27 protein-coding genes are annotated in these 25,634 nt (G+C 71.9%); 14 read left to right on the top strand and 13 right to left on the bottom strand.

The window, feature by feature from the left end; genetic code table 11:
• Window positions 1–47: 47 nt before the first annotated feature.
• The 3 genes from DK427_RS01230 (at window position 48) to DK427_RS01240 (ending at window position 1,919) form a co-directional block, all read left to right on the top strand.
• Entirely contained in the window at window positions 48–677 is a 630-nt protein-coding gene (locus DK427_RS01230; protein ID WP_425452521.1) for a DUF1134 domain-containing protein, read from the top strand.
• Between the two features lie 122 nt (window positions 678–799).
• Window positions 800–1,495 (top strand): hypothetical protein, encoded by a 696-nt coding sequence (locus DK427_RS01235; protein ID WP_109949672.1) that lies wholly within the window; start codon window positions 800–802, stop codon window positions 1,493–1,495.
• Between the two features lie 145 nt (window positions 1,496–1,640).
• Window positions 1,641–1,919 (top strand): 3',5'-cyclic-nucleotide phosphodiesterase, encoded by a 279-nt coding sequence (locus tag DK427_RS01240; RefSeq protein WP_109949673.1) that lies wholly within the window; start codon window positions 1,641–1,643, stop codon window positions 1,917–1,919.
• Window positions 1,920–1,965: 46 nt separating this feature from the next.
• On the opposite strand, the gene DK427_RS01245 is transcribed toward DK427_RS01240, so the two are convergent.
• Together DK427_RS01245 and DK427_RS01250 are read right to left on the bottom strand one after the other, a co-directional pair.
• Complete coding sequence (locus DK427_RS01245) at window positions 1,966–2,778, bottom strand: hypothetical protein (protein WP_245930752.1); 813 nt, start codon at window positions 2,776–2,778, stop codon at window positions 1,966–1,968.
• A 22-nt stretch (window positions 2,779–2,800) separates the two neighbouring features.
• The gene (locus DK427_RS01250; RefSeq protein WP_109949675.1) at window positions 2,801–3,010 is read right to left on the bottom strand and encodes a hypothetical protein; all 210 of its coding nucleotides are present in this window, start codon (window positions 3,008–3,010) and stop codon (window positions 2,801–2,803) included.
• Window positions 3,011–3,516: 506 nt separating this feature from the next.
• Between DK427_RS01250 and DK427_RS01255 the strand changes: the two genes are divergently transcribed.
• Window positions 3,517–3,822 (top strand): hypothetical protein, encoded by a 306-nt coding sequence (locus DK427_RS01255; RefSeq protein WP_204165245.1) that lies wholly within the window; start codon window positions 3,517–3,519, stop codon window positions 3,820–3,822.
• A gap of 109 nt (window positions 3,823–3,931) precedes the next feature.
• Entirely contained in the window at window positions 3,932–4,882 is a 951-nt protein-coding gene (gene gshB, locus DK427_RS01260; RefSeq protein WP_109949676.1) for a glutathione synthase, read from the top strand.
• A 10-nt stretch (window positions 4,883–4,892) separates the two neighbouring features.
• Here the strand turns inward: gshB and DK427_RS01265 are convergent, their stop codons facing one another.
• Window positions 4,893–5,147 (bottom strand): DUF6894 family protein, encoded by a 255-nt coding sequence (locus DK427_RS01265; protein ID WP_109949677.1) that lies wholly within the window; start codon window positions 5,145–5,147, stop codon window positions 4,893–4,895.
• A complete protein-coding gene (locus tag DK427_RS01270) occupies window positions 5,147–5,941 on the bottom strand; it encodes a Crp/Fnr family transcriptional regulator (RefSeq protein ID WP_245930753.1) in 795 nt (264 codons plus the stop codon). The genes DK427_RS01265 and DK427_RS01270 overlap by 1 nt, the downstream gene beginning before the upstream one ends.
• Window positions 5,942–6,480: 539 nt before the next feature.
• On the opposite strand from DK427_RS01270, the gene DK427_RS01275 reads away from it, so the two are divergent.
• Entirely contained in the window at window positions 6,481–7,128 is a 648-nt protein-coding gene (locus DK427_RS01275) for a Crp/Fnr family transcriptional regulator (protein WP_342772540.1), read from the top strand.
• Here DK427_RS01275 and DK427_RS01280 read toward each other — a convergent pair.
• Window positions 7,100–8,632: a Na+/H+ antiporter gene (locus DK427_RS01280; protein ID WP_109949678.1), complete on the bottom strand. Its 1,533-nt coding sequence runs from the start codon at window positions 8,630–8,632 to the stop codon at window positions 7,100–7,102. The two genes, DK427_RS01275 and DK427_RS01280, sit on opposite strands and share 29 nt — an antisense overlap.
• A 149-nt stretch (window positions 8,633–8,781) precedes the next feature.
• On the opposite strand from DK427_RS01280, the gene DK427_RS01285 reads away from it, so the two are divergent.
• The 4 genes from DK427_RS01285 (at window position 8,782) to DK427_RS01300 (ending at window position 13,682) form a co-directional block, all read left to right on the top strand.
• Window positions 8,782–10,380 (top strand): gamma-glutamyltransferase family protein, encoded by a 1,599-nt coding sequence (locus DK427_RS01285; protein WP_109949679.1) that lies wholly within the window; start codon window positions 8,782–8,784, stop codon window positions 10,378–10,380.
• Window positions 10,381–10,572: 192 nt separating this feature from the next.
• Window positions 10,573–11,412: a class I SAM-dependent methyltransferase gene (locus tag DK427_RS01290; RefSeq protein ID WP_109949680.1), complete on the top strand. Its 840-nt coding sequence runs from the start codon at window positions 10,573–10,575 to the stop codon at window positions 11,410–11,412.
• 234 nt (window positions 11,413–11,646) lie between these two features.
• Window positions 11,647–13,170 carry an aldehyde dehydrogenase gene (adh, locus tag DK427_RS01295; protein WP_109949681.1) on the top strand — a complete coding sequence of 508 codons (1,524 nt, stop codon included), beginning with the start codon at window positions 11,647–11,649 and terminating at the stop codon, window positions 13,168–13,170.
• Between the two features lie 86 nt (window positions 13,171–13,256).
• Window positions 13,257–13,682 carry a DUF779 domain-containing protein gene (locus DK427_RS01300; RefSeq protein ID WP_109949682.1) on the top strand — a complete coding sequence of 142 codons (426 nt, stop codon included), beginning with the start codon at window positions 13,257–13,259 and terminating at the stop codon, window positions 13,680–13,682.
• A gap of 138 nt (window positions 13,683–13,820) precedes the next feature.
• Here DK427_RS01300 and DK427_RS01305 read toward each other — a convergent pair whose 3' ends face one another.
• From DK427_RS01305 to gap, 6 genes are all read right to left on the bottom strand, one after another.
• On the bottom strand, window positions 13,821–14,864 hold the full coding sequence (locus tag DK427_RS01305) for a tetratricopeptide repeat protein (RefSeq protein ID WP_109949683.1): 1,044 nt from the start codon (window positions 14,862–14,864) through the stop codon (window positions 13,821–13,823).
• Window positions 14,861–15,517, bottom strand: coding sequence for a thiamine phosphate synthase (locus DK427_RS01310; RefSeq protein ID WP_109949684.1), 657 nt, complete (start codon window positions 15,515–15,517; stop codon window positions 14,861–14,863). Before DK427_RS01310 ends, DK427_RS01305 begins: the two co-directional genes overlap by 4 nt.
• 5 nt (window positions 15,518–15,522) lie before the next feature.
• On the bottom strand, window positions 15,523–16,596 hold the full coding sequence (gene fba, locus DK427_RS01315) for a class II fructose-bisphosphate aldolase (RefSeq protein WP_109949685.1): 1,074 nt from the start codon (window positions 16,594–16,596) through the stop codon (window positions 15,523–15,525).
• 165 nt (window positions 16,597–16,761) lie between these two features.
• Window positions 16,762–17,964, bottom strand: coding sequence for a phosphoglycerate kinase (locus tag DK427_RS01320; RefSeq protein WP_109949686.1), 1,203 nt, complete (start codon window positions 17,962–17,964; stop codon window positions 16,762–16,764).
• A gap of 23 nt (window positions 17,965–17,987) precedes the next feature.
• Window positions 17,988–18,479 (bottom strand): hypothetical protein, encoded by a 492-nt coding sequence (locus DK427_RS01325; RefSeq protein ID WP_109949687.1) that lies wholly within the window; start codon window positions 18,477–18,479, stop codon window positions 17,988–17,990.
• Window positions 18,480–18,596: 117 nt separating this feature from the next.
• On the bottom strand, window positions 18,597–19,604 hold the full coding sequence (gene gap / locus DK427_RS01330) for a type I glyceraldehyde-3-phosphate dehydrogenase (protein WP_109949688.1): 1,008 nt from the start codon (window positions 19,602–19,604) through the stop codon (window positions 18,597–18,599).
• A 503-nt stretch (window positions 19,605–20,107) separates the two neighbouring features.
• Here gap and DK427_RS01335 point away from each other — a divergent pair.
• From DK427_RS01335 to DK427_RS01350, 4 genes are all read left to right on the top strand, one after another.
• On the top strand, window positions 20,108–20,446 hold the full coding sequence (locus DK427_RS01335; protein ID WP_109949689.1) for a DUF4164 family protein: 339 nt from the start codon (window positions 20,108–20,110) through the stop codon (window positions 20,444–20,446).
• Window positions 20,446–20,787 carry a cell division protein ZapA gene (locus DK427_RS01340; protein WP_109949690.1) on the top strand — a complete coding sequence of 114 codons (342 nt, stop codon included), beginning with the start codon at window positions 20,446–20,448 and terminating at the stop codon, window positions 20,785–20,787. Before DK427_RS01335 ends, DK427_RS01340 begins: the two co-directional genes overlap by 1 nt.
• 192 nt (window positions 20,788–20,979) lie before the next feature.
• Window positions 20,980–22,242 carry an L-dopachrome tautomerase-related protein gene (locus tag DK427_RS01345; RefSeq protein ID WP_109949691.1) on the top strand — a complete coding sequence of 421 codons (1,263 nt, stop codon included), beginning with the start codon at window positions 20,980–20,982 and terminating at the stop codon, window positions 22,240–22,242.
• 147 nt (window positions 22,243–22,389) lie between these two features.
• Window positions 22,390–23,640 carry an oxalate decarboxylase family bicupin gene (locus DK427_RS01350; RefSeq protein ID WP_109949692.1) on the top strand — a complete coding sequence of 417 codons (1,251 nt, stop codon included), beginning with the start codon at window positions 22,390–22,392 and terminating at the stop codon, window positions 23,638–23,640.
• Between the two features lie 83 nt (window positions 23,641–23,723).
• Here the strand turns inward: DK427_RS01350 and DK427_RS01355 are convergent, their stop codons facing one another.
• On the bottom strand, window positions 23,724–24,476 hold the full coding sequence (locus DK427_RS01355; protein ID WP_109949693.1) for a TerC family protein: 753 nt from the start codon (window positions 24,474–24,476) through the stop codon (window positions 23,724–23,726).
• A gap of 151 nt (window positions 24,477–24,627) precedes the next feature.
• A complete protein-coding gene (locus DK427_RS01360) occupies window positions 24,628–25,599 on the bottom strand; it encodes a tripartite tricarboxylate transporter substrate-binding protein (RefSeq protein WP_109949694.1) in 972 nt (323 codons plus the stop codon).
• Window positions 25,600–25,634: the final 35 nt, after the last annotated feature.

Raw genomic sequence — 25,634 nt, forward strand, 5'->3', positions numbered from 1 at the left:
GCCGAATCACGCCACGAGGAGCCGCAACGATCGGCGGAGGAGGAACCATGACGGCACGCGACCCCAACAGCCTCCCCCACAGCCCGGCCCGGCGCCGGACCCTCGCCCGGATGGCGGCGCTCGCCGCGGGCCTCGTGCTCGCCGGCACGGGCGCGGCCGCAGCGCAGGGCCGCGGGGGCGAGGACGGCATGCCCGAATCCTTCCGCCCCGGCGAGATCATCGACAACGGCCATCGCTTCTTCGGCTCGGTCTCGCGCGGCCTCGCGCTCACCGTCGAGGAGGCGACCCGGCGCTGGGGCCAGCCGAACGGCTACATCCTGGGCCAGGAAGCCTCCGGCGCCATCGTGGGCGGCGTGCGCTACGGCGAGGGCACGCTCTACACCCGCAACGCCGGCCAGCGGCGCGTGTACTGGCAGGGTCCGTCGCTCGGCTTCGACGTGGGCGGCGACGGCGCGCGCACCATGATGCTCGTCTACAACCTGCCTTCCGTGCGCAGCCTCTACCGGCGCTACGGGGGCGTGGACGGCTCGGCCTACTTCATCGGCGGCTTCGGCATGACGGCCGTCGTCAACGACAACGTCGTGGTGGTGCCGATCCGCAGCGGCGTCGGCGCTCGGCTCGGCATCAACATCGGCTACCTCAAGTTCACCGAGCAGCCGACCTGGAACCCGTTCTGATCACAGTCCGGTTCGCTGAGCATGCCGGTTCCGGTGGGCTGGCCCGGGGCCGCACCCTTGACTAAGATGGGGGGACGTATGTGGCGGGTCCGGCGGGGCCCGGTCGGCGAGCGGTTCCGCGCGTGATCGAAACCCTGATGATCTTCGCTCTCGGCTTCCTGGCCGCGAGCCTCGGCGGCCTCCTGCTCCTGCCGGTGCTGAACGCCCGCGCAGCCCGCCTCGCCCGGCGCCGGGCAGAGGCGCTGGTGCCGCTCGCGCCCGCCGAGATCGCGGCCGAGCGCGACTTCCTGCGCGCGCGTTTCGCGGTCCAGCAGCGGCGGATGGAACGCACGGTCGAGACGGTGCGGGCCCGGCGCCAGGCCGACATGGCGGCCATCGGCGCGCGCACCGTGGAGGCGGCGCGCCTCGCCCGCGACCTCGCCCGGCGCGAGGGGGAGGTCGCCGAGGGGCTGGCGCACAAGGCCCGGCTGGAGGGCGAGTTGGAGACCGCGCGCGACGCGGGCGCGGCCAGCCTCGCCACCCTGCAGGCCCTGGAGGAGGCGCATGCCGACCTTCTCGACAGCCTGCTCGCCGCCCGCCGCGCCCGGCCCTCCGCAGGCACGGACTCCGCGGAGGCGGACGAGGAGCGAGAGGTCCTCCAGGCACGGCTCTCCGCCGCGGAGGACGCCCTGGCGCAGGCGCTGTCGGCACGCGAGAGCGCGGTCGAGCGCGAGAACGCGGACCTGCGCGCGCGCATCGCGGACCTCGCCGACAGCCTCGCCCCGTCGCGCGAGCGCCTGCCCGTGGCCGGAGCCTTTCCGGCCGCCGCCCGCGGTTGACGGACGCCGGCTCCGGGGAGATCCGGAACGCTAGGACCGTCCGCGCGCGTTTCGCGTGCGCAAACACGTACGGGATGCCTTGTTTCGACCACGCAAAGGCATCATCGCAGCGACATTCCCCGGAATCGAGATGGAACGAGCCAACATGGCCCTGAAGCTGACGACCTTCGTCCTCGCGCTCGGCGTCGCCGCCATGAGCCTGCCCGCCGCGGCGGAGCAGGCTCAGCAGACGCGGCGCGGCAACGAGACGCTGAAGAAGTACTGCACCGGGGACTACCTGAACTATTGCGGCAACCTCGCACCCGAGGACCCGGCTCTGGACGTCTGCTTCGAGAAGAACTGGAAGTCGCTGTCGGAGAATTGCCGCCGGGCGATCGACGCCTATCAGGCGACCCAGAACCCGAAGGGCGGAAAGCGCGGCTGAGGACGCGCCGGAGCGCCGGGCATCCGGCCCGGCGCCGCGTCCGGCCTCAATCCTTCACCACGAGCGGTGAGGCGGCGGCGACCGCCTCGCCCGGCGCGAGCCCGCAGCGGGCCGCCGCGTCCGGCGGCAGGAGCGGTTCGAGCAGCGCGCGCCGCTCCGCGAGCAGCGCGATCATCCGCTCAGCGTGGACGCCCTCGGCGCTCGGCAGGGCGGCGAAGAGGTGCTCCAGGGCGTAGCGGTAGCGCCCGACGCGGGCCCCCGTCTCAAGGCGCAGCCAGGCGATCAGGCAGCGGTTCTCGGCGACCCGCATGGCGGCCTGCCGCACGGTCCAGTCGTCGAGGGTGCGGGCGAAGGGCAGGCCGGCGAGACGGCGTCCGTCCGCCGCGATCACGAGCGCGGCGGTGGCGGCGAGCATCGGGATCAGCCGCGCGTCGGCGCCCGCATCCTCCGCGAGCCGCCGGTAGAGCGGTACGGGCGAGCGCGCGGGCACGTCCGCGAGCCCGTCATGGTAGGCCGACACGTCCCGGACGAAGAGGCCGGGCGGCAGCACCCGTGTTCGGCTCAGGTTTCCCAGGACATCGCGAAAGGCCTGCTCGGGCGCGGCCGGCATCAGGAAGCGCCAGGCCCGATCGCGCAGCAGGCGCTCGTCGTCGGTCAGAGGCAGCAGCGCGGCGCTCTCGCCTCGCTCCCGGGCGGCCAGGGTCCCGGTGGTCTCGACGAGACTGTTCCAGGCGCCGGCCTTCGGACGGCCGAAATCGCCCTCCTGCGCGCAGGCCGCCACGAACAGCGCGGGCAGCAGCGCGAGCATCCCTGCGGCGCAGCGGCGCAGGCGGTCACGGATCCGGTGCACCCCGGGCATGGTGCGGCCCCGCTCGCGCGTCTCAGGAGGCGCGGCTGTAGCGCACGCCGAGGAAGAGCAGGATCTCGCCGCGGCGCTCGTGCGCCTCGGCGGACCGGCGGCGGCGCGCGGCAGGCCGGAACGGCACGATGGCGGCGGCCCGGCGATGGCGCATCGGCTCCGGCAGGGGCACGGCGTCGTTGGCGGCGCGGAGCGGCGTCGGGGGCGGGGCGAGATAGGTCGAGAGCTGCATAGGGGCACCTGTCGGCTTCGAGGCTGTCCGCCCGGGTCCTCCGGAAAGGGCATCGGCAAGGGGTCGAGCCTGAACGTTCGTCGAGGGGCAGATCAGCACGCGATGGTTAACGGAGCCTTGCCGTCTCCGGGCCGTTCCGCGGCCCGGCACCTGCGCCGACCTGACGCGCCCTCGAGGCTGCCGCCGGCTGCCCCTGGCACGCGGCTTGCTGCGAGAAGTGCGCCCATGGCGGGCGTTTCCTCCCTGACTCGGCCCTGCCCAGCGACGGGCAGGGCCGCTTTTCGGCCGCCCGCCCCGGCCGCCCGGCCGGTCATTTTCTTGCCGGAATTCTTGACGGAAGTCCGAGCCGGCCCGAGCGGACGGCACCCCCGCCGCAGGGCGGCCCGGCCCGCACAGTCGGGACGGAACCCTCACAGGTCCCGACGCTTGCCTACCGGCGGCGCGGCCCGATATGGCGGGCCACGCGCGACCGACGCTTCGGGATGGACAGACAAGGACACGGCTGGATGCGACTGGACACGGCACCCCTCACACGCACGGCACGGCGCCGGCCCGCTTCCCTCGCGATCCTGTCCCTCGGTCTCGCCCTCACCGCCCTGACGGTGGGTCCGGCGGCGGCCCAGCGCGAGGATCAGGGGCTCCAGCTCGGCTGCGCCAACGACTATTTCCGCCTCTGCGTCGGCGTCGATCCGAACAGCCCGGATGCCGAGCGCTGCATGACGCGCAACCGCAAGCGCCTCTCCGCGGAGTGCCGCGCGGCGATCGGCGACTACGATCGCCGCAGCGGCGGCAAGTCGATGCCCGAGGATTGAGCGTCCTCCCTTCTCCTTCTCCCCTCCCCCGATGACGGGGGAGGGCGTATGCAGGCGGCCTCCGCACAGCCCCGCCGACCCGGCGGACGAACCCGACAAGGCCCCCGATATGGCGCTCACAGTGGCGGTCCAGATGGACCCGATCCAGGCGATCCGGATCGCCGGGGACACCACCTTCGCCCTGCTGCTAGAGGCGCAGGCCCGCGGCCACCGCCTGCTCTACTACACGCCCGACCGGCTCTCGCTGCAGGGCCGGCGCGTCACCGCCCGGGTCGAGCCGCTCACCGTGCGGGACGTGGAGGGCGCGCACGCGACGCTGGGCGAGATCCAGCGCATCGACCTCGCCGAGGCCGACGTGGTGCTGATGCGCCAGGACCCGCCCTTCGACATGGCCTACGTCACGGCCACCCACATGCTGGAGCGGATCCACCCCGAGACGCTGGTGGTCAACAACCCGTTCGAGGTGCGAAACGCCCCGGAGAAGCTCTTCGTCCTCGACTTCCCCGAGCTGATGCCGCCGACCCTGATCACCCGCGACAAGGCGGAGATCGAGGCGTTCCGGCGCGAGCACGGCACGATTGCCATGAAGCCGCTGCACGGGCACGGGGGCGCGGCCGTGTTCCGCGTCTCGGAGACGGACCCGAATTTCGGCTCGATGTACGACCTGTTCGCCGCGACCTTCCGGGAGGCCTGGGTGGTGCAGCGCTTCTTGGAGCGGATCACCGAGGGCGACAAGCGCATCATCCTGGTCGACGGCGAGCCGATGGGCGCGATCAACCGGGTGCCGGCCGCCAACGACATCCGCTCCAACATGGTGCGGGGCGGGGCGGCCGCGGCCTCGGAGCTGACCGAGCGGGAGCGCGAGATCTGCGCGACGATCGGTCCGGAGCTGCGGCGGCGCGGCCTGATCCTCGTCGGCATCGACGTGATCGACGGGCATCTCACCGAGATCAACGTGACCTCGCCGACCGGCATCCGGGCGATCAAGCGCCTGGGCGGCCCGGATCTGGCGGTCGCGGTCTGGGACGCGATCGAGGCGCGGCGCGCCGGACGGGGCTGAGGCGCCGGCCTCAGCCCTCTTCGGCTTCCGGTTCGAGCCAGCGCCCGTCCAGGGTCAGGCTCGCCTCGTAGACCGGCTTGCCGTCCGCGTCGCGCACCCGCACCCTGAAAGTGCGCCGGTCACCGTCCGGGATCTGCGAGCGCGCGAGATCCGGCAGGGCGCCGATCGCCTCGACCCGCGCGGCGTCGCGATCGGGAAGTTCGTAGCCGTCCTCGTCGCGATCGAACTGGTCCCCGTCGTCGGTGTCGATGAAGAAGCGCGGCATCAGCCCCCCTCGTCCCAGCGGACGGTGGGTTCCGGCGCCCGCAGATAGGCGGCGTCGAACTCGGCGATCCCCTTCAGCCGCTCGGCGTCGAGGATTTCGAGACGCCGACCCCTCAGCTCGATCAGCCCCTCGCGCCGCATCTCCCGCAGGGTGCGGTTCACGTGCACGCTGGTGAGCGCCAGGGTGTCGGAGAGCGCCACCTGGGTCAGCGGCAGCTCGTAGCCATCGCCGTCCGAGAGGCCGACCGCGCCGAGCCGCTCCGCCAGCTCACAGAACAGGTGGGCGAGTCGCTCGCGGGCGGAGCGGCGCCCGATGCTGACAAGCCATTCCCGCGCGACCGCCTCGTCGACGACGCGCGCGATGCGCAGCGCCCGCGCGACGTTGGGATGCCGATCGATCAGGCTTAGGAAAGCCTCGCGCGGGACGCGGGCGACGAGACTGGCCGTGAGTGTGGCGAGCACGTGATCCATCGGCCGCGGGACCGCGAAGTCGGGATCGCAGATGTCGCCCGGCAGCAGATAGGCGAGGATCTGGCAGGACCCGTTCGGCCGGTGGCGGGCACGGCAGACGAAGCCCCGCAGCACCACGATCGCCGCGTCGGGCACCTCGCCTTGGCGCAGGAGGTCGGTCTGTCCAGCGAAGCGGCGGGCTCGGGTGCAGATCCGCTCCAGCGCCGCCCGGTCGGCCGCATCGAGGCCGACGAATCCGCCGAGCTTGCGCGCGAGCATCTCGGTGCCGTCGGCGTCGAGGGCGAAGCGGTGGGACGGCGGGTCGCCGGGTGAGGCGTCGCTCACAGGGCGGCTCCCGCCGCGCCGCGCGGGGACGGGCCCGAGACGAGAGGTGGCCGGCAGGCGCGTCCTGCGTCGCAATGATGGCTCATGCGTCCGGGGTCTCAGCGCGCGCGGCACGGCGCGGCGATGCCCGGTCCGCGCCCGCGGTCCGTCCGGCTCCGCGGCCCTGGATATCCGTCTCTGCACCCGCTCACTTTCATCTAGCGGTTGTAGGAAGAGCGATCGGCCCGGGCCAGGGCCCCGGGGCGCTCGGTTCGATATCGCACAATAATGGGTGTCGAAACCGCGCAGGCTGTCTCGCAAGTCTTAACCTGGATCAATTCATGCCGATGCTGCTCTGCTAGTCACTTCGAGGCTTGGTCAGGCCCACAGCGGCAGGATCGATCACACCAGGGCAAGCTTATCGAAACGCGATGCCAGTAATCCGGTCCGCACGAGGTGCGTCTGAGATCGCAGAGCCACGTCAATCCGAGGTCGGCAACCGTCTGCTGCGGGCGCTCGATGCGTCCGATTTCGCGCGGCTCGCACCACACCTGCTCCCCGTGGACCTGCCGCTCGGGCTTGAGCTGATCGCGCCCAACGCCCCGATCGAGACCTGCGTCTTCCCCGAGTGCGGCTTCGTTTCGGTGGCCACCGGGCATGGTCAGCAACACGTCGAGATCGGTCTGGTCGGCCGGGAAGGGCTCGTCGGCGCCGCGCCCGTTCTCCTGGCCGACGCGGTGACCCCACAGTCCCACATGGTGCAGATGGCAGGGTCCGGCTTCGCGATTGCTGCCCAGGCGCTCGCCGCGGCGGCGGCCGAGCGCGCGAGCCTGCGCGCGACACTCCTTGCCTATGTCCACACACAGGTGCTCCAGCTCGGCGAGACCGTCTACGCACACGCGGCGCTGAACCTCGAGAGCCGGCTCGCGCGCTGGCTGCTGATGTGTCTCGACCGGATCGAGGGCGACGAGCTCGCCCTCACGCACGAGTTCCTGTCGATGATGCTCGGCGTGCAACGGGCGGGCGTCACCCTGGCGCTGCAGAGCCTGGAGGGCTCTGGCCTCATCCGCAACCGGCGCAAGCGCGTGCTGATCCGTGACCGCCGGGGCCTCGAGGCGCTGACGCACGGCAGCTACGGCGCGCCGGAGGCAGCCTATGCCCGCCTGATCGCGCAGCCCCTCACGCCTCGGCCCGCGGCGTCGCGTTGAGTTCGGCCCAATCGAACTCCTCCTCCAGCCGGTAGTAGGCGTCGTCCCCGATCCGGCCCTCCCGGCGCAGGCGCAACACCGTGTCGCGGGCCGCCGCGATGGCGCGCCGTCGCGCGGCGTCCGCCGGCAGCGATTCCGGGGCGACCCCCTCCTCGTGGCTCTCGGCCTCCTGGAGGGCCGCCGCGAACTCGGCCCGGAGGGCATCGGCCGCGCCGTCCTCGCCCGCCTGCCCGAGGCTGTCGAGGGCCGCCGCGTAGGCCTCGGCCCGCGCCCGGCCGGTCTCCAGGCCGACGGGATCGTCGTCCTCGAGGCCGAGCCGCCGGAGCAGCGGGTTGAGGGTCAGCCCCTGCACGGTGAGCGTGCCGAGCACGGTGCAGAAGGCCGTGAACACGATGAGGTCACGCTCGGGAAAGTCCTGCGGCAGGGCGAGCGCGGTCGCGACCGTGACGATGCCGCGCATCCCCGCCCAGGAGATCGCGAGCGCCGGCCTGAAGCCTGTCGAGCTGTCCCGCCCCCGGATCCGTCCCCGCAGCCCGTTGGCCAGCAGGACCCAGAGGAGGCGCACCACGACCACGGTGGCGAAGACCGCCGCCGCGAGAGCCACCGCGCGGGACTGCTCGCCCCCGTCCAGCCGGTCGAGGATCGGACCGATCTGCAGGCCGACCAGCACGAACGCCAGCACGTTGAGCACGAACACCGCGGTCTCCCAGACCGCGTAGGAGACGATCCGGGTGCGCGGGGCGGTGATGCCGGGGCTGTAGCGCGCCACCGTGATGGCGAAGCTGACCACGGTGAGCACGCCCGACAATTCGAGCCGCTCGGCGACGAGCCAGATGCCGAAGGCGGCCACGAACTGCATCACGATGGCGCTCGCCGCATCGGGAAAGCGGGGAGCCACCATCACGAAGAGGCGGGCGAGGACCGGGCCGGCAATCAGGCTGCCCACAACGCCGAGCAGGAAGGTCGGCGCGACCTTGGCGGGGTCGAAGCTGCCCGCGACCGCCGCGGCGACGCCGAGCCGGTAGATCAGGAGCGAGCCGGCGTCGTTCAGCAGGCTCTCGCCGCGCAGGATGGTGGTGAGCCGGTGCGGCAGGGAGACGTGGCGCAGCACCGAGAGTGCCGCGACCGCGTCGGGCGGCGCCACGACCGCGCCGAGCACGATGCAGGCGGCGAGCGGCATCCCCGGGATCATCAGGTGGGTCACCAGGGCGACCGCCGCGGTGGTGGCCGCCACGGCGCCGAGCGCGAGGCCGCCGATCGGCCGCCAGTTCGCCTTCAGGTCGCGCAGCGAGGTGTCGTAGCCGGCATCCAGCAGCACGGGCGCCAGGAACAGCGCGAGCGCGAGTTCCGGATCGAGGGCGAGGTCGGGCACGCCGGGCATGAAGGCGAGCGCCGCGCCGCCGAGCGCCAGGAAGGCCGGATAGGGCGCGCCGAGGCGCCGGGCCAGCGCGGCGAGCAGGACCGCGCCGAACAGCACGGCGACGACCCATTCGAAGATCAACATGCGCGGGAAAGAGGCAGGGGGCGCCAAGCGTTCCGCCTGCGGCGCCGCGTATCACAATCGCAGGTTGCTAAAGCGCCCCGAATCCGGCGCAGGCTTTGCAGGGAGCGGCGCCGCGGCTAAGCGGTGCGACGCGAACAGCAGGAGCCACGATGCCCGAGACGCCCGTCTTCGCCCACGGCGCCGTCGCCGCCCCCCACGACCTCGCCGCCCGGGCCGGGCAGAGCGTGCTGGCGCAGGGCGGCAACGCGATCGAGGCGATGGTGGCGATGGCGGCCTCGATCGCCGTCGTCTACCCGCACATGAACGGGATCGGCGGCGACGGCTTCTGGCTGGTGCGCGAGCCCGGCGGGCGGGTGCGCGGCTTCGAGGCCTGCGGCCCGGCGGGCAGCCTCGCGACGATCGGGCGCTACCGGGAGCAGGGCCACGACGCGATCCCGGCCCGCGGCCCGGACGCGATGGTGACGGTGGCGGGCGCGGTCGGGGGCTGGCGCATCGCGCTCGACCTCGCCCGGGCGCTCGGCGGGCGCCTGCCCCTCGCGACGCTCCTCGCCGACGCGATCGCGCAGGCGCGGAACGGCGTGCCGGTCTCCCCCTCGGAGGCGCGCTACGTGCCCCAGGAGCTCGACACGCTCCACGACGCGCCGAACTTCGCCGCGGCCTTCCTGAAGGCTGGCAAGCCCTACCCGGCCGGCGAGACCCGCGCGCTCTCGAAGCTCGCCGCGACCCTGGAGCAGCTCGCCCATGCGGGCCTCCAGGACTTCTACCGGGGCGATATCGGCCGCGAGATCGCCGCCGACCTCGAGAGGCTCGGCGCGCCGGTCACGCGGGGCGACCTCGAGCGGTTCGCTCCGGTCGAGCGGGCGCCCCTGTCGATCCGGCGGCGCGACGCGACGCTCTACAACTTCCCGCCCCCGACCCAGGGGCTCGCCGCGCTGATGATCCTCGGCATCTTCGACCGGCTCGCCATCCGGGAGCCCGAGACGCCCGCCCACTATCACGGGCTGATCGAGGCGACGAAGCGGGCCTTCGCGGTCCGCGACCGGGTGGTGACCGATTTCGACCGGCTCCGCCACGACCCGTCGCTCTTCCTCGCGCCCGAGCGCCTCGCCCGGGAAGCCGCGCAGATCGACATGCGCCGCGCGGCCTCCGTGCCCTTGCCCCAGCCCGGCCACGGCGACACGGTCTGGATGGGGGCGATCGACGGCGAGGGCTTGGCCGTCTCCTACATCCAGTCGGTCTACTGGGAGTACGGCTCCGGCACGGTGCTGCCCGCCACCGGCATCTGCTGGCAGAACCGCGGCATGTCCTTCTCCCTCGACCCGTCCGCCGTGAACCCGCTGGAGCCGGGCCGGCGCCCGTTCCACACCCTGATCCCGGCGCTGGCCGCCTTCGACGACGGCCGGGTGATGAGCTACGGCAGCATGGGCGGCGACGGGCAGCCGCAATTCCAGGCCCAGATCTTCTCGCGCTACGCCGATTACGGGATGCCGGTGGCCGACGCCGTCGATGCTCCGCGCCTCCTCTACGGGCGCACCTGGGGCGCGCCCTCCCTCAGCGTGAAGGTGGAGAACCGCATCGATCCCGGCTGCATCGCGGCGCTCCGCCGGCTCGGCCACGAGATCGAGGAACTGGGCTTCCCCTATACCGACTCGCTGGGCCATGCCGGCATGCTGGTGCGCGCACCCCGCGACGGCCGCATCGAGGCCGCGCACGATCCCCGCTCGGACGGGGGTGCGCTGGGGCTGTAGCGGGCCGCGCCGCGTTCCGCTCACGCGGCACGGTCCTCTGGGCTCTCGCTTGTCCTCTCGGCGGGAGGAAGAACGTCGCGGCAGGATCCGGGAGTCGCGAAGCCCAATGTTATCCCTTGCGGCCCTTGCGGCCCTTGCGGCCCCGCGCGATCGGGCCGAGGATCATCCTCCGAGCCCTGGCGGGAACCCACGATGGCCGACGGCATCACCCAGGCCGCGTACTGGAACGGCGAGGTCGGCCAGCGCTGGGCCCGCAACCAGGCCGTGCTGGATGCGGTCTTCTCGCCGCTGACCGACGCCCTGTTCGAGGCCGCCGGCCTGAGGGCTGGCACGAGCGTCCTCGACATCGGCTGCGGGGCCGGCGAGACCACCCTGCGCGCGGCCGCCGCGGTCGGGCCGGAGGGCGCGGTCGCGGGCGCCGACGTCTCGGCGCCGCTGCTCGCAGCGGCCCGGGAGCGGCCGATGCCGGCAGGTGCAGCCCCGGTCGCCTGGGTCGAGGCGGACGTCGAGACCTACCCTTTCCCGCCGGCCTCCCTCGATGCGGCCCTGTCGCGCTTCGGCACGATGTTCTTCGCCGACACGCAAGCGGCCTTCGCCAACATCCGCGCCGCCCTGAAGCCCGGCGGGCAGCTCACCCTGCTGTGCTGGCAGGCGATGGCGGCGAACCCCTGGGTGAGCGTGCCGCGGGCGGCGATCCTGCCCCTCGTGCCCGCTCCCGGGCCGCCGCCCCCGCCCGACCAGCCGGGCCCTTTCCGTTTCGCCGACGGGGCGGCGCTTGAGGCACGGCTGCGCGCGGCCGGGTTCCGGGACATCGTCCGTACCGGTCTCAGAGTGCCGGTGACGCTCGGTCGCGACCCGGAGACCGCCGCCCGGGTCGCCTGCGAGCTTGGACCGCCGTCGCACCTGCTGCGCGAGGCGGAGCCCGAGCTGCGGGCGCGGGCACTGGCGTCGGTCGCCGAGGCGCTGCGCCCCCACGCGACCGACGGCGGCGTGCAGCTCGAGGCCGCCTGCTGGCTGGTTGCCGCAGGTTAGCCTCGCCGCCGCAGGTTCGCGCGCGGGGTGGCGTCGTGCTGTCTCGCACCCGCCTCGCCAGGCCGTCCGATCCGCGCTAGCTTCTGCCGATGCGGTCGGCCCGCGACGCCTCTGACCAAAAGTCCAACTTGATTTGGATGCCCCACTGCCGTTGGTTGTAGGTGGGAACCGAATAGAAGCCGACGCGCCACAGGCCGCTAGAACGGCCGGGCCGCCGCACGGAGGAGACCTCAGATGAACAAGCCGGAATTCCTGGCCGACGCCAAGACGAAGGCGCCGTTCTCGGCGCGCTACGACAACTTCATCGGCGGGCAGTGGGTCGCGCCCGCCGCCGGCCGCTACTTCGAGAACACCTCGCCCATCACCGGCAAGGTCGTCTGCGAGGTCGCCCGCTCCGACGCGCAGGACATCGAGCGCGCCCTCGACGCGGCGCACGCCGCTAAGGAGGCCTGGGGCCGCACGGCGCCCGCCGAGCGCGCCCGCATCCTCCTCAAGATCGCCGACCGGATGGAGGAGAACCTCGACCTGATCGCCCTCGCCGAGACCTGGGACAACGGCAAGCCGATCCGCGAGACGACCCACGCCGACATCCCGCTCGCCATCGACCACTGGCGCTACTTCGCCGGCTGCGTGCGGGCGCAGGAGGGTTCGATCTCCGAGATCGACCACGACACGGTCGCCTACCACTTCCACGAGCCGCTCGGCGTCGTCGGCCAGATCATCCCGTGGAACTTCCCGATCCTGATGGCCGTGTGGAAGCTGGCGCCCGCGCTCGCGGCCGGCAACTGCGTGGTGATCAAGCCCGCCGAGCAGACCCCGGCCTCGCTCCTGGTGCTCATGGAGCTGATCGGCGACCTGCTGCCGCCGGGCGTGGTGAACGTGGTCAACGGCTTCGGCCTGGAGGCGGGCAAGCCGCTGGCCTCCTCGCCCCGCATCGCCAAGATCGCCTTCACGGGTGAGACGACCACCGGCCGCCTCATCATGCAGTACGCCTCGCAGAACCTGATCCCGGTGACGCTGGAACTCGGTGGCAAGTCGCCGAACATCTTCTTCGCGGACGTGGCCAACGAGGACGACGACTTCCTCGACAAGGCGCTCGAGGGCTTCACCATGTTCGCCCTCAACCAGGGCGAGGTCTGCACCTGCCCCAGCCGCGCGCTGGTGCACGAGTCGATCTACGACCGCTTCATGGAGCGCGCGGTCAAGCGCGTCGAGGCGATCACGCAGGGGAGTCCCCTCGACCCCGCCACCATGATCGGCGCCCAGGCCTCCTCGGAGCAGCTGGAGAAGATCCTCAGCTACGTCGACATCGGCAAGCAGGAAGGCGCCGAGTGCCTCACGGGCGGCGAGCGCAACGTGAAGGAGGGCGAGTTCGCGGGCGGCTACTACATGAAGCCGACCGTATTCCGCGGCCACAACAAGATGCGCATCTTCCAGGAGGAGATCTTCGGCCCGGTCCTTTCGGTCACGACCTTCAAGGACGACGCCGAGGCGCTCTCCATTGCCAACGACACCCTCTACGGCCTCGGCGCCGGCGTCTGGACCCGGGACGGGACCCGCGCCTACCGCTTCGGCCGCGCGATCCAGGCTGGCCGCGTCTGGACGAACTGCTACCACGCCTACCCGGCCCACGCGGCCTTCGGCGGCTACAAGCAGTCCGGCATCGGCCGCGAGACGCACAAGATGATGCTCGACCACTACCAGCAGACCAAGAACATGCTGGTCAGCTACTCGGCGAAGAAGCTCGGCTTCTTCTGAGAACGAGCCTTCTTCCGAGAGGAACCTTGCCCCGGCCGAGAGGCCGGGGTCTTTTTTTCATCCGGCCGGCGCGGGGAGGTGGACGCATGAGCGAGATGACGAGAGGCGGGACCGAGGCGGCCGAGCAGGCCGACGCGGCCGGCACGCCGCTGCGGGTGACGGCGACACCGGCGGCGCTCGCGCTGATCGAGGAATTGCGGGCCGACCACGGCCCGGTCATGTTCCACCAGTCGGGCGGCTGCTGCGATGGGTCGTCGCCGATGTGCTACCCGGTCGGCGACTTCATCACCGGCGACGGGGATGTGCATCTCGGGCAGGTCGGCGGCGCGGATTTCTACATCTCGCGCTCGCAATTCGCGGTCTGGAAGCACACCCACATCATCCTCGACGTGGTGCCGGGCCGCGGCGGCATGTTCTCCCTGGAGAACGGCCGCGAGAAGCGCTTCCACATCCGCTCGCGCCTGTTCACGGAGGCGGAGAACCGGGCGCTGGAGGGGGCCTGCCGTCTCTGAGGAGGCCGCAGGGCTTCCGAATTCCCAAGACCATCCGCCGCGATCCCCCCTCCCCCCTCTGCGGGGGAGGGAGAACGCGCGGGGGCCGCACGCCTCGTGTGGATGCGATAGCCGACGGAGGGGACACGACAGGTCGCCCTACCGCGCCTCGTTGCGCGCGCTCGCCTGGGCCTCGGCGCGCTTCTTCTCGTCGTTGGTGAGGCCCGCGAGCGTCTGGTCGAGCCACGCATCCGACAGGCCCTGCTGCGCTGCCATCAGGTTCCAGGTCGCGGCCTCTAGGAGGTTCTTCTGGAACCCGCGGCCGACCGCGTAGATGCGGGCGACGCGGTTCTGGGCGATCGCGTTGCCGCGCTGGGCCGCGTGCAGGAAGTAGCGGGCGGCGCGGGCCTCGTCCTTCGGCACGCCGTTGCCGTTGAACAGCAGGATCGCGAACTCGACCTCGCCGGCTAGATCCCCGTTATCGGCCGCGCGGCGGAACCACTCGGCCGCCTGGGCGGGATCCTTCTGAACGCCGCGGCCCTGCAGGTAGAGCACCCCGAGCGCGTGCTGGGCCGAGCCGACCTCGCTCTCGGCGGCCTTGCGCAGCAGGCTCGCGGCGCGGGTCTCGTCCTCGGGCTTGCCGGTGCCGATCAGGATCAGCGCGAGGTTGTAGGCCGCCGTGGGCGAGCCCTTCTCGGCCGCGCTCTCCAGCCAGCGCCGCCCGGCCTTCGGGTCCTTCGGCACGCCCCGCCCGTCGAGGGACATCAGCCCGAGCGACGACATGGCGGCGGAATCGTTCAGGGCGGCGGCCAGCCGATACCACTCGGCCGCCTTCACGGGATCCTGCCGCACGCCGAGGCCCTGGTTGTAGAGTTCGCCGAGCAGCGTCATCGCGGCCGCGTCCTTACGGTCGGCCTCGATGCGCTTCGTCGCCTCGCGGAAGGCTGTGACGTACTGGCCCTTCTGGTAGGCGCCGTAGGCGAAGTCCGGCTGTCCGCCGGAGCGTGGCAGGGCGCCGCCCGTGTAGTTCGGCGTGTAGGGGCTCGGCAGCTCGCGCATCGGCGGCTTGCCAGCCTGGTCCCCGGCCGGCAGCTCCGTCGCCTTCGGGGTCATGGCCGGGCTCGCGGCCTGTGTCTGGGCCGCCAGGGCCTGCCCGCCCCAGGCGAGCGCGGCGAGGAGGACGAGCGCGGGTAGCCGCCTCATGCCGAGCCTCCCAGCGCCTCCTGCGCGCGGGCGACCGCCGCCGGGTCGGAGAGCCAGAGCGCGCTCTCCAGGCCGACGAACTCGGCGCCCGTGGCGGCGTGGCCCGGGACCTCGTCCGCCGCGCACGCGACCGCGATGCAGGGCGTCTCGAAGATCTCGGCCCACCACGCGGCGCGCGCGCGCACGTCCTCGGGGTCGGGCGCCTGCCCGTCCGGGTAGAGCCCGCCGAACATCAGGTAATCGACGCCTGCCTCGCCCGCATCCATCGCGGCGTGGCGTGTCTCGAACCCGCCGGCGCCGAGGATGCGGCCCTCGCGCAGGCGCTCGCGCAGGTCCTTCAGGCCCGTCGGGAGAGCCGCCGCCTTGTCGACGTGGACCCCGTCCGCGCCGCCACGGGTGGCCACGCTGACGAGATCGCCCGGGAAGCCCGGGCAGGCGACGACGAGCGCCGCCTCCCGCTCCTGCACGACGGGGGCCACGCGCTTGACGAGGCCGGTCAGCGCCCGCTCGTCGGCGGGCGCCAGACGCAGGATCACCGCGGCCACGTCGCCCGCCGCGCAGGCTGCCTCGATGGCGGGCACGAGCGCGTCGAGGTCGCCGGCCGCGACGCCGTGCGGCGTGAGCAGGGCGAGACGTTGGGCGGGCGCGCTCATGCGGTTCAGGCGTTCGCCGCGATCTTCGGATCGAGCGAGCCGCTGGCGTAGCGCTTGGCCATCTCGGCGACCGAGATCGGGCGGATCTTCGAGCCCTGGCCGGCGGTGTTGAACTCCTCGAAGCGCTGGCGGCAGAGCTTCGTCATCGCCTCCATGGCGGGCTTCAGGTACTTGCGCGGGTCGAACTCGGACGGGTTCTCGGTCAGCACCTTCCGGATCTGGCCGGTCATCGCCATGCGGTTGTCGGTGTCGATGTTGATCTTGCGCACGCCGTGCTTGATGCCGCGCTGGATCTCCTCGACCGGAACGCCCCAGGTCGGCTTCATCTGGCCGCCGTACTGGTTGATGATGTCCTGCAGGTCCTGCGGCACCGAGGAGGAGCCGTGCATCACGAGGTGGGTCGTCGGCAGGCGGCGGTGGATCTCCTCGATCACGTTCATGGCGAGCACGTCGCCGTCGGGCTTGCGGGTGAACTTGTAGGCGCCGTGGCTGGTGCCCATCGCCACCGCGAGCGCATCGACCTTGGTGGCGGAGACGAACTTCACGGCCTCGTCCGGGTCGGTCAGGAGCTGGTCGTGGGAGAGCACGCCCTCGGCGCCGTGGCCGTCCTCGGCCTCGCCCTGGCCGCTCTCCAGTGAGCCCAGCACGCCGAGCTCGCCCTCGACCGAGACGCCGGCCCAGTGGGCCATCTTCGTGACGTTGCGGGTGATCTCGACGTTGTAGTTGTAGTCGGCCGGGGTCTTGCCGTCGGCCTTCAGTGAACCGTCCATCATCACCGAGGTGAAGCCGTACTGGATCGCGGTGGCGCAGGTGGCTTCGTTGTTGCCGTGGTCGAGATGCATGCACACGGGGATGTGCGGGTAGATCTCGACGAGACCGTCGATCAGCTTGGCCAGCACCACGTCGTTGGCGTAGGCGCGCGCGCCGCGGCTCGCCTGCAGGATGACCGGCGAGTCGGTCGCATCCGCCGCCGCCATGATGGCGAGCCCCTGCTCCATGTTGTTCAGGTTGAACGCGGGCACGCCGTACTCGTGCTCGGCGGCGTGGTCGAGGAGTTGCCGGAGGGTGATGCGTGCCATGGTTCGATCCTCGTCCGATGCGGCCTGAGCCGGGCCTGCCCCTTGCGGGGCTTATATAGGTGCGCCCGCGCCGCGAGCCCGCGCGGGGGCGTGAGAAACTTAGGCGTATCTGTCAGCCAGCGCAGCTCTCCCTCCCCCCTCTGCGGGGGGCGGGAAATGACGCACTCAGCCCTTCGCCCGCAGCGCCTCGACGCCCGGCAGCTCCTTGCCCTCCAGCCATTCGAGGAAGGCGCCGCCCGCCGTCGAGACGTAGGAGAAGGCCTCGCCCGCGCCCGCGTGGTTGAGGGCCGCGACCGTGTCGCCGCCGCCGGCCACCGAGACGAGCTGCCCCGCCTCCGTGCGCTCGGCCGCGTGGCGCGCCGCCGCGACGGTCGCGGCGTCGAAGGGCGCCAGCTCGAAGGCACCGAGAGGGCCGTTCCAGACGAGGGTCGCCGCCTGGTCGATCGCCGCATCGATCTCGGCGACCGAGGCCGGCCCGGCATCGAGGATCATCGCGTCCTCCGGCACCGCATCGACGGAGACCGTTTCGCTGGCGGCGTTGGCCTTGAACTCGCGCGCGATGACGGCATCGACCGGCAGGATCACCCGGCACTTCGCGGCCTCGGCCGCCCCGAGGATCCGGGTCGCGGTTTCGGCCAGGTCCTTCTCGCAGAGCGACTTGCCGACGGCCTTGCCCTGCGCGTGCAGGAAGGTGTTGGCCATGCCGCCGCCGATCACCAGCATGTCGACCTTGGCGACGAGGTTCTGCAGCAGGTCGATCTTCGAGGAGACCTTGGCGCCGCCCACGATCGCGATGACCGGGCGCTTGGGCGCCTCCAGCCCCTTGGTGAGCGCGTCGAGCTCGGCCTGCATCAGGCGGCCGGCGAAGGCCGGAAGCTTGTGCGCCAGACCTTCCGTCGAGGCGTGGGCCCGGTGAGCCGCCGAGAAGGCCTCGTTGACGTAGACGTCGCCGTTCTCGGCGAGCGCCGCCACGAAGGCCGGGTCGTTCTTCTCCTCGCCCGCGTGGTAGCGGGTGTTCTCGAGAAGCAGCACGTCGCCGTCCTTGAGCGCCGCAACGGCCGCCTTGGGCGCATCGCCCACGCAGTCGTCCGCGAAGGCGACCGGGCGGCCGAGCGCCGCGGTGAGCGCCGGCACCACCGGCTCCAGCGAATCCTTCGGCTCGCGCTTGCCCTTCGGGCGGCCGAAATGCGCCAGCAGGATCACGCGCCCGCCCTGATCGGCGATCTCCCGGATGGTCGGCACCACCCGCTCGATACGGGTCGCGTCGGTGACGCGCCCGTTCTCCATCGGCACGTTCACGTCGACGCGCAGGAGGACGCGCTTGCCCGCGAGGGATCCGGCGTCGTCGAGGGTGCGGAAGGCGGTCATGCGGGCTCGCGTCTGGAAGGAAATTACTGCGCGGTGGTCGGAGCGGCGCGCGGCGGCAGCAGGGAATCGAGGTTGAGGCGCTGCACCGCGACCATCAGCACGACGGTCAGCACCGCGGTGATAATGGCGGTGAGCACGAGCGCGCCGGTGCCGGGCAGGCGTCGGGTGCGATCGGTGAGCCCCCGCACCTCGTTGCGGAGCGCCGCGAGGTCGGACTGGCGCGCGGCCTCGTTCATCCGGGTCGCGGCGTTCTCCATCTTGTCCTCGACGCGCGAGAGCAGCGCCTCGGAGCGGGCATACTTGTCCTCGATGCGCGAGCACTTGTCCTCGATCCGTGCAAGCTGGTCGTAGACCTGACCCGTCACTTGGCCCGTGGGTGTCGCGGAGGAAGACGGGGTGGGCGACACGGTCGCCGGGACGGGCGCCGGCTTCGGCGGCGCGCCTTGCGGGGCAGCAGGGCTCGTCGGCGGGATGAAGCCCGATTCGGGCGACTTGGTCGGCGCGGCGTCGGTCATCGGGGGCATCCTGCGTGATCGGAAGGCGAGAACGAGGGCCGTCGGCCGCCCGCGCTGATCCCGCGGAGGGCCGGGAAGAGCGTCCGCCCGCGCCATGGGGCGCGGGCGGCGGGGACGTCAGATCAGCTTGGCGAGCGCGACGGCCGTGTCGGCCATGCGGTTCGAGAAGCCCCACTCGTTGTCGTACCACGACAGGATGCGCACGAAGGTGCCGTCCATGACCTTGGTCTGGTCGAGGTGGAAGGTCGAAGAGTGTGGGTCGTGGTTGAAGTCGATCGAGACGTTCGGCCGGTCGGTGACGCCGAGCACGCCCTTGAGCGGGCCGGCGGCGGCGGCCTTGATCGCCTCGTTGATCTCCTCGACGGTCGTCGCGCGCTTGGCCGTGAAGACGAGGTCGACGGCCGAGACGTTCGGGGTCGGCACGCGGATCGCGGTGCCGTCGAGCTTGCCCTTCAGCTCCGGCAGGACGAGGCCCACCGCCTTGGCGGCGCCCGTCGAGGTCGGGATCATGGACAGAGCGGCGGCGCGTGCCCGGTACAGATCCTTGTGCATCTGGTCGAGCGAGGGCTGGTCGTTCGTGTAGGAGTGGATCGTCGTCATGAAGCCGCGCTCGATGCCGACCGTCTCGTTGAGCACCTTGGCGACCGGCGCGAGGCAGTTCGTGGTGCAGGAGGCGTTCGAGATCACGAGGTGATCCGAGGTCAGCTTGTCGTGGTTCACGCCGTAGACGACCGTGAGGTCGGCGCCGTCGGCCGGAGCGGAGACGATGACGCGCTTGGCGCCCGCGTCGAGATGGGCCTTGGCCTTGTCCTTCGAGGTGAAGATGCCGGTGCATTCCAGCGCGATGTCGACGCCGAGATCCCGGTGCGGCAGCTCGGCCGGGTTGCGCACGGCCGTGACCTTGATGCGCTTGCCGTCGACGACGAGGAAGTCGCCGTCCACCGCGACCTCGCCCGGATAGCGGCCGTGCACCGAGTCGTAGCGCAGCAGGTGCGCGTTGGTCTCGACGGGGCCGAGATCGTTGATCGCCACGACCTCGATGTCCTGGCGGCCGGCCTCGTGGATCGCGCGCAGCACGTTGCGGCCGATGCGGCCGAACCCGTTGATGGCAACCTTCACCGTCACGGCGTGACTCCTTCCTGATGGGGGGCGCCGCGCCTCGGGCGTCCGACTACTGCGTTGAGCTGGCGGTGGCCCTGCCGGCCGTCCATGCGCCGGACCGCTTTGGAAGCGTCACGGCTGAACCGGGGATGAACCGTGGCCGTGGCCTGGACGTGCGGCGCTCTGGAGGTGTCCGACCGCACCGGGCAGCCCGGGATCAACCGATCCGCGAACGATGCGCGCGTGGGCCAAAGGACTGTCACAGGTCGAGATTCCGGCACGTTGCGGCCCGCGGCCGCGAGCCCGGCGGGGCACGCGGCGGCTGTCTAACATGGGTCCCCCACCTGTCAAACGCACCTGCGTGACAATCCCGGGTTACCCCCGCTCCCGGCAGGTTCCCCCTGGGATAGCGGCGCAACCCGCGGGTACCGGACTGGAAATCCGCCCCGGGTTTGGGGAAAACCCAAGCCCAGCCCGCATCCTCGGCCACCGGCCGGCGCGGCCGGCATCGGAAGCTCGCCCTATCCATGAAGTCTGCGCCCTCCCCGCCGGCCGATCCGGCCGCCCCCACCGCCGCCGAGGCGCTCGCCCGGCTCGGCGCCGCCCTCGGCCGGCTGGAGGCCGTGGTGGCCCGCCGCGTCGAGGCGGATGCCGCGCCCGACGACCGCGACACCGAACTCGCCCTGATGGAGCAGGACCGGGCCCGGCTCGCCGCCGCCCTGGACGCCGCGACCGCACGTCTCGCCGCGTTCGGATCCGCGGCCGAGGCGCTCGGGCAGCGCGTCGACCGGGCGATCGACGCGGTCGAGGGCGTGCTGGGGCAGGAACAGGGGCGGGGCCGGGAGCCCGAGGAGGCGCGGCGCTGATGCCCCAGGTTCAGGTCACCATCGATGGAAAGAGCTACCGCATGGCCTGCGGGCCCGGCGAGGAGCCGCACCTCACGGCGCTCGCCGAGGAACTGGGCCGGCGCGTGGCCGAGATGCGCAAGGCCTTCGGCGAGATCGGCGACATGCGCCTGCAGGTGATGACCGCGATCACCATCGCGGACGAGCTGGCCGAGGCCCGGCGCCGGCTCGCAGCGGCGGAGGCCGAGACGGCGGCGCTACGCGCCGAGACCGGGCAGCTCGCCGCCGGCCTGACGGAGGCGGCCGAGCGGATCGAGCGCATGGCCCAATCACTCGCGGGCTCGGAGCCGCGGGAGGGTTGAGGGCGAGGGCCATCGCGGCACCAACGCGCGACATCCGCTCACTTCCCCCGCTGGGGGGCGGGAGATGCATCGCGCCTGCTCGCAACGCATGGGCGAACCGGCAGGCCTCTCGGGCACTTTCGGTCGCACCCTGAAGCGCTGAGCCCTCTCGTGCGTTGGCGGGGCAGATCCTCCGCGCGAGACCGAACGACCATGGCACTCACGACGAACCGTGCCGGCCCGTTGCCGGCTGCCTCCACGGGCCTCCCCGCCGTCCTCCTCACCTGCACGCTGCTGACCGGCCCTGTAGCCGCCCAGGAGGCAGCCCGGGACACGGCCCAACCGGCCAAGCCCGCCGGGGCGGCGCAGGCCGCGCCCGTGCAGCTCACCCCGGTCGCCCGTTTCGAGCATCAGGTCACCGGCGTCACTGTGGCGAAGGACGGGCGCATCTTCGTGAACTTCCCGCGCTGGAGCGAGGACGCGCCGGTCTCGGTGGCCGAATTGAAGGACGGCAAGCCCGTGCCCTTCCCGGACGCGGAGTGGAATTCCTGGCGCAACGCCAAGAAGGACGGGATCGACCCGAAAAACCACTTCGTCTGCGTACAGAGCGTGGTGGCGGACGGCCAGGACCGGCTCTGGGTTGTCGATGCGGCGGCCCCTGCGATGGGCGCCGTGGTCAAGGACGGGCCGAAGCTCGTCGGCATCGACCTGAAGACCAACCAGGTTGTGAAGACGATCCCATTCGACCCCACGACCGTGATGCAGGCCTCCTACCTCAACGACGTGCGCATCGCGCCGGACGGCAAGACCGCCTATCTCACCGATTCCGGTGCCGAGGGCGCGCTGATCGTGGTCGACCTCGACAGCGGCTCGGCCAAGCGCGTGCTCTCGGGCCACGCCGCGACCATGCCGGACAAGAGCGTGACGGTGAGCTACGACGGCCAGCCGCTGCGCCGTCCGGACGGGCGCGGCGTGGAGTTCGCCGCCGACGGCATCGCGCTCTCGAACGACGGGAAGACGCTCTACTGGCAGGCGATCAAGGGAAAGACGCTCTACAGCCTGCCGACCGACGCGCTGACCGGCTGGGCCACCGCCTCGGTGGTGCCCGAGCTGCTCACCGACCGGACGATCGGGGCCAAGGTCGCCACGGTCGGCGAGAACGGCCCGGCGGACGGCCTGCTGATCGCCCGCAAGGACGGGCGGATGTACGTGACCTCGCCCCAGGACAACGCCGTGAAGGTGCGCGACCTCTCCGGCACGAATGCGGGCCTGACCGTGCTGGTGCAGGACGAGCGCCTGCGCTGGCCCGACACGTTCAGCGAGGGCCCTGACGGCACAATCTACGTGACCACCTCGCACATCCAGGACTCGGCCGACTACAAGCCGGGCGCCCCGATCAGCCTTCCGACCGAGCTCTGGGCCCTGAAGCCCGCGGGCGTCGACGCGACTGGCTCGACCGTGAACCCGCCGCGCTGAGGACAGGCACGCCCGGGCGAGGCCGACGGGACGAGGTGGGCTAAGCGCTCACCGTTTCCTGATCGGGCGCCCGGGATCCCGGGCACCGCGCGCAAGCTTGGGGGGAGCGGGACGATACCTCTCCCCACAGCAAGCACCCGGGACAGCATGACCGAGATCTCGCGTCGGAGCCTCATCGCCGCGGCAGGAGCGCTCGCGGGTAGCGCCGCCCAGGCCCAGCCGGGCTCCTCCCAGACAGGACCCGCCGGGACGGGAGTCGGACAGCCCCTCACCCCCGTCCGCGGACGGGACGGAGCCGACATACTGGGACCGCAGAACCCGGCCCGGCAGGCGCAGGATCCCTTCACCACGCGGCCGCCGCGGACCGACCACGGCACCATGCCGAACCTGAAATGGTCGTTCAGCGACAGCCACATGCGCCTCGAGGAGGGCGGCTGGGCGCGCCAGACCACCACCCGCGAATTGCCAGTCTCCAAGGCCATGGCCGGGGTCAACATGCGGCTCCGGGCCAACGTCGCCCGGGAGATGCACTGGCACAAGGAAGCCGAGTGGGCCTACATGCTGAAGGGCCGCGCCCGGATCTCGGCGGTCGACCAGGCGGGACGCACCTTCGTGGACGATGTCGGCGAGGGCGACCTCTGGTACTTCCCCTCCGGCATCCCGCACGCGATCCAGGGCCTTGAGGGCGATGTCGACGGCTGCGAGTTCCTGCTCGTCTTCGACGACGGCAGCTTCTCCGAGGACTCGACCTTCCTGATCACCGACTGGCTGGCGCACACGCCGCGGGACGTGCTCGCCAAGAACTTCGGCGTCTCCGAGGACGCGCTGCGGAATCTGCCCGAGAAGGAGCGCTACATCTTTCCCGCCCCGAAGCCCGGTCCCCTCGCCGGTGACCGGACCGGCGGGGCCGGCCCCGTGCCGCAGAGCTTCAGCCACCGCATGCTGGCGCAGGAGCCGGTCCGGACGAAGGGAGGCAGCGTGCGGATCACCGATTCCGCGATCTTCCCGGCCTCGAAGACCATCGCGGCCGCGCTGGTCGAGTTGGAGCCGGGGGCCCTGCGCGAGCTGCACTGGCACCCGAACGGCGACGAGTGGCAGTACTACATCGCGGGCGAGGGTCGGATGACGGTGTTCGGCTCGGAATCAAAGGCCCGCACCTTCGACTATCGGGCGGGCGATGTGGGCTACGTGCCCTTCGCGATGGGTCACTACATCGAGAACACGGGCCGCGATAAGCTCGTCTTCCTGGAGATGTTCCGCAGCCCGACCTACGCCGACGTCTCGCTGAACCAGTGGATGCGGCTGACGCCGCCGGCGCTGGTGGCCGCCCATCTCGACGTGGACCCGGCCCTGATCACCGGCCTGAGCCCGGAGAAGAAGCCGGTCCTGCCGGGCTGAACCGGGAGCCAATCCCTGCCCGGGCCGGGCACTGCGATGCGTCGCCCCCTCTCCCCGCACGGGCAGAGGGGGCGACGCGCGCCTCAGCCGCCGAGCACGTCCGCCTCGGCCCGCCCGACGGCCGTGGCCTGCTCGCGGGCGACCGCCCGGTCGCTGCGGCGACGCAGCAGCATGCCGATGGCGATCACGATCGCGGCGCCGAGGGCGGCGACGCCGTAGTGGAAGAGGCCCTGGATTCCGGCCGGCAGGGCCTCGGCCACGTGCTGGACCACAAGGCGGTCGGTCGCGATCATCTCGCCCGCCACCCAGCCGAGCAGCGCGCCGCCGAACCAGATCAGCACCGGGAACCGGTCGATCGCCCGGGTGATCAGGCTGGCGCCGACGATGAGGAGCGGCACCGAGAGCGCCAGGCCGATGATGAAGAGCTCGTCGTGGCCCTTGGCCGCGCCCGCGACCGCGACGACGTTGTCGAAGCTCATCACCGCGTCGGCCACCACGATGGTCCAGACCACCTTCGGCAGGCTCGCACTCGTCTGGACGTGCTCCTCGCCCTCGTCCTCGCCGCGCACGAGCTTGACCGCGATGTGCAGCAGGATGAGGCCGCCCAGCACCTTCAGGAGCGGCACCGCGAGCAGCTGCGAGATGATCACCGCGAACAGGATGCGAAGGCCCGCCGCCGCGAAGGCGCCCAGGAACACGCCGATGCGCCGCTGCCGCTCCGGCAGGCCGCGGCAGGCCATGGCGATGACCACCGCGTTGTCGCCCGACAGGATGATGTCGATCCAGATGATCTGCAGGAGCGACAGCAGGAACGTTGAGGTCAGGTATTGTTCCACGGATGACTTCCTTCTCTGCGTGCTCGCGGCCGCGAGCGCCGCTGCGGGCGCATCGCGGACGCGGGCGGACGCGTCCCCCCAGGACGCCTCGCCGGTCAAAGCCTGCCGGATGCACCGCCCGCCGGGTGGCGGGCGGTCCCGAGGTCTGGCCTTACTGGTTGCTCTCGACGGCCGAGCGCAGGACCGGCGTCCAGCGGGCGACCTCGCTCTCCACGAGCTTCTGGAGGGCGGCCGGGCCGCGCTCGTCGGCCTTCGGGATGTTGCTGCCGAGCTCGGTCAGGCGCTTCGTCGCGATCGGGTCGTTCAGGGCCGCCTCCACGGCAGCCACGAGCTTCGCCTTCACGTCGGCGGGCAGGCCCTTCGGTGCGAAGACCGCGTTCCAGGCGCTCACCTCGTAGCCTGGCAGCCCCGCCTCCTTCGTGGTCGGCACGTCGGGCAGGCTCGGGGCGCGCTCAGGGGTCGCGATGGCGTAGGCCTTGATCGTGCCGCCCGCGATCTGCGGCCCGACATTGACGATCTGGTCGGCCATGAAATCGACCTGGCCGGCCATCAGGTCGTTCATCGCCGGGCCGGTGCCGCGGTACGTCACCAGCGTCGGCTTGACCCCGACCTGGGAGTCGAACAGCACGCCGGTCGAGTGCGAGACCGACCCGACGCCCGCATGCGCCTGGTTGATCTTCGGGCCACCCGCCTTCACGGCCTCGATGAAGCCCTTGAAGTCCTTGGCCGGAAAGTCCTTCTTGGCGACGATCAGGATCGGCACGCCACCCAGGAAGCCGATCGGGTCGAAGCTCGTGGCCGGGTCGTACTTGAGCCCCTTGAACAGGGCGGGGGCGGCGCCGTGCGTGCCCATATGGCCCACCATGATGGTGTAGCCGTCCGGCGCGGCCTGCGCGCCGCGGGTGATGCCCGTGGTGCCGCCCGCGCCGGTGACGTTCTCGACGACCACCTGCTGGCCGAGGGCGCGCGACATCGGCTCGGCGACGATGCGCGCCACCACGTCGGTCGGTCCGCCCGCCGCGAAGGGCACGATCATGGTGATCGGCCGCTGCGGATAGGTGTCGGCGGCGGCACCGAAGCTCGTGAGCGCCGCCAGGACGCCGATCGCGATTGCCCGTTTCATGCTTCTCGTTTCCCCTCGTATAGGCCCGATGGCGG

This window comes from Methylobacterium radiodurans, assembly GCF_003173735.1.
GTDB lineage: Bacteria > Pseudomonadota > Alphaproteobacteria > Rhizobiales > Beijerinckiaceae > Methylobacterium > Methylobacterium radiodurans.

Excerpts from the sequence above, each read along its gene's own strand:
- DK427_RS01230 (WP_425452521.1), top strand. The coding sequence starts at position 48 with ATGACGGCACGCGACCCCAACAGCCTCCCCCACAGCCCGGCCCGGCGC.
- DK427_RS01240 (WP_109949673.1), top strand. The coding sequence starts at position 1,641 with ATGGCCCTGAAGCTGACGACCTTCGTCCTCGCGCTCGGCGTCGCCGCC.
- DK427_RS01245 (WP_245930752.1), bottom strand. The coding sequence starts at position 2,778 with ATGCCCGGGGTGCACCGGATCCGTGACCGCCTGCGCCGCTGCGCCGCA.
- DK427_RS01250 (WP_109949675.1), bottom strand. The coding sequence starts at position 3,010 with ATGCAGCTCTCGACCTATCTCGCCCCGCCCCCGACGCCGCTCCGCGCC.
- DK427_RS01255 (WP_204165245.1), top strand. The coding sequence starts at position 3,517 with ATGCGACTGGACACGGCACCCCTCACACGCACGGCACGGCGCCGGCCC.
- gshB (WP_109949676.1), top strand. The coding sequence starts at position 3,932 with ATGGCGCTCACAGTGGCGGTCCAGATGGACCCGATCCAGGCGATCCGG.
- DK427_RS01265 (WP_109949677.1), bottom strand. The coding sequence starts at position 5,147 with ATGCCGCGCTTCTTCATCGACACCGACGACGGGGACCAGTTCGATCGC.
- DK427_RS01280 (WP_109949678.1), bottom strand. The coding sequence starts at position 8,632 with ATGTTGATCTTCGAATGGGTCGTCGCCGTGCTGTTCGGCGCGGTCCTG.
- DK427_RS01285 (WP_109949679.1), top strand. The coding sequence starts at position 8,782 with ATGCCCGAGACGCCCGTCTTCGCCCACGGCGCCGTCGCCGCCCCCCAC.
- DK427_RS01290 (WP_109949680.1), top strand. The coding sequence starts at position 10,573 with ATGGCCGACGGCATCACCCAGGCCGCGTACTGGAACGGCGAGGTCGGC.
- adh (WP_109949681.1), top strand. The coding sequence starts at position 11,647 with ATGAACAAGCCGGAATTCCTGGCCGACGCCAAGACGAAGGCGCCGTTC.
- DK427_RS01300 (WP_109949682.1), top strand. The coding sequence starts at position 13,257 with ATGAGCGAGATGACGAGAGGCGGGACCGAGGCGGCCGAGCAGGCCGAC.
- DK427_RS01305 (WP_109949683.1), bottom strand. The coding sequence starts at position 14,864 with ATGAGGCGGCTACCCGCGCTCGTCCTCCTCGCCGCGCTCGCCTGGGGC.
- DK427_RS01310 (WP_109949684.1), bottom strand. The coding sequence starts at position 15,517 with ATGAGCGCGCCCGCCCAACGTCTCGCCCTGCTCACGCCGCACGGCGTC.
- fba (WP_109949685.1), bottom strand. The coding sequence starts at position 16,596 with ATGGCACGCATCACCCTCCGGCAACTCCTCGACCACGCCGCCGAGCAC.
- DK427_RS01320 (WP_109949686.1), bottom strand. The coding sequence starts at position 17,964 with ATGACCGCCTTCCGCACCCTCGACGACGCCGGATCCCTCGCGGGCAAG.
- DK427_RS01325 (WP_109949687.1), bottom strand. The coding sequence starts at position 18,479 with ATGACCGACGCCGCGCCGACCAAGTCGCCCGAATCGGGCTTCATCCCG.
- DK427_RS01335 (WP_109949689.1), top strand. The coding sequence starts at position 20,108 with ATGAAGTCTGCGCCCTCCCCGCCGGCCGATCCGGCCGCCCCCACCGCC.
- DK427_RS01340 (WP_109949690.1), top strand. The coding sequence starts at position 20,446 with ATGCCCCAGGTTCAGGTCACCATCGATGGAAAGAGCTACCGCATGGCC.
- DK427_RS01345 (WP_109949691.1), top strand. The coding sequence starts at position 20,980 with ATGGCACTCACGACGAACCGTGCCGGCCCGTTGCCGGCTGCCTCCACG.
- DK427_RS01350 (WP_109949692.1), top strand. The coding sequence starts at position 22,390 with ATGACCGAGATCTCGCGTCGGAGCCTCATCGCCGCGGCAGGAGCGCTC.
- DK427_RS01360 (WP_109949694.1), bottom strand. The coding sequence starts at position 25,599 with ATGAAACGGGCAATCGCGATCGGCGTCCTGGCGGCGCTCACGAGCTTC.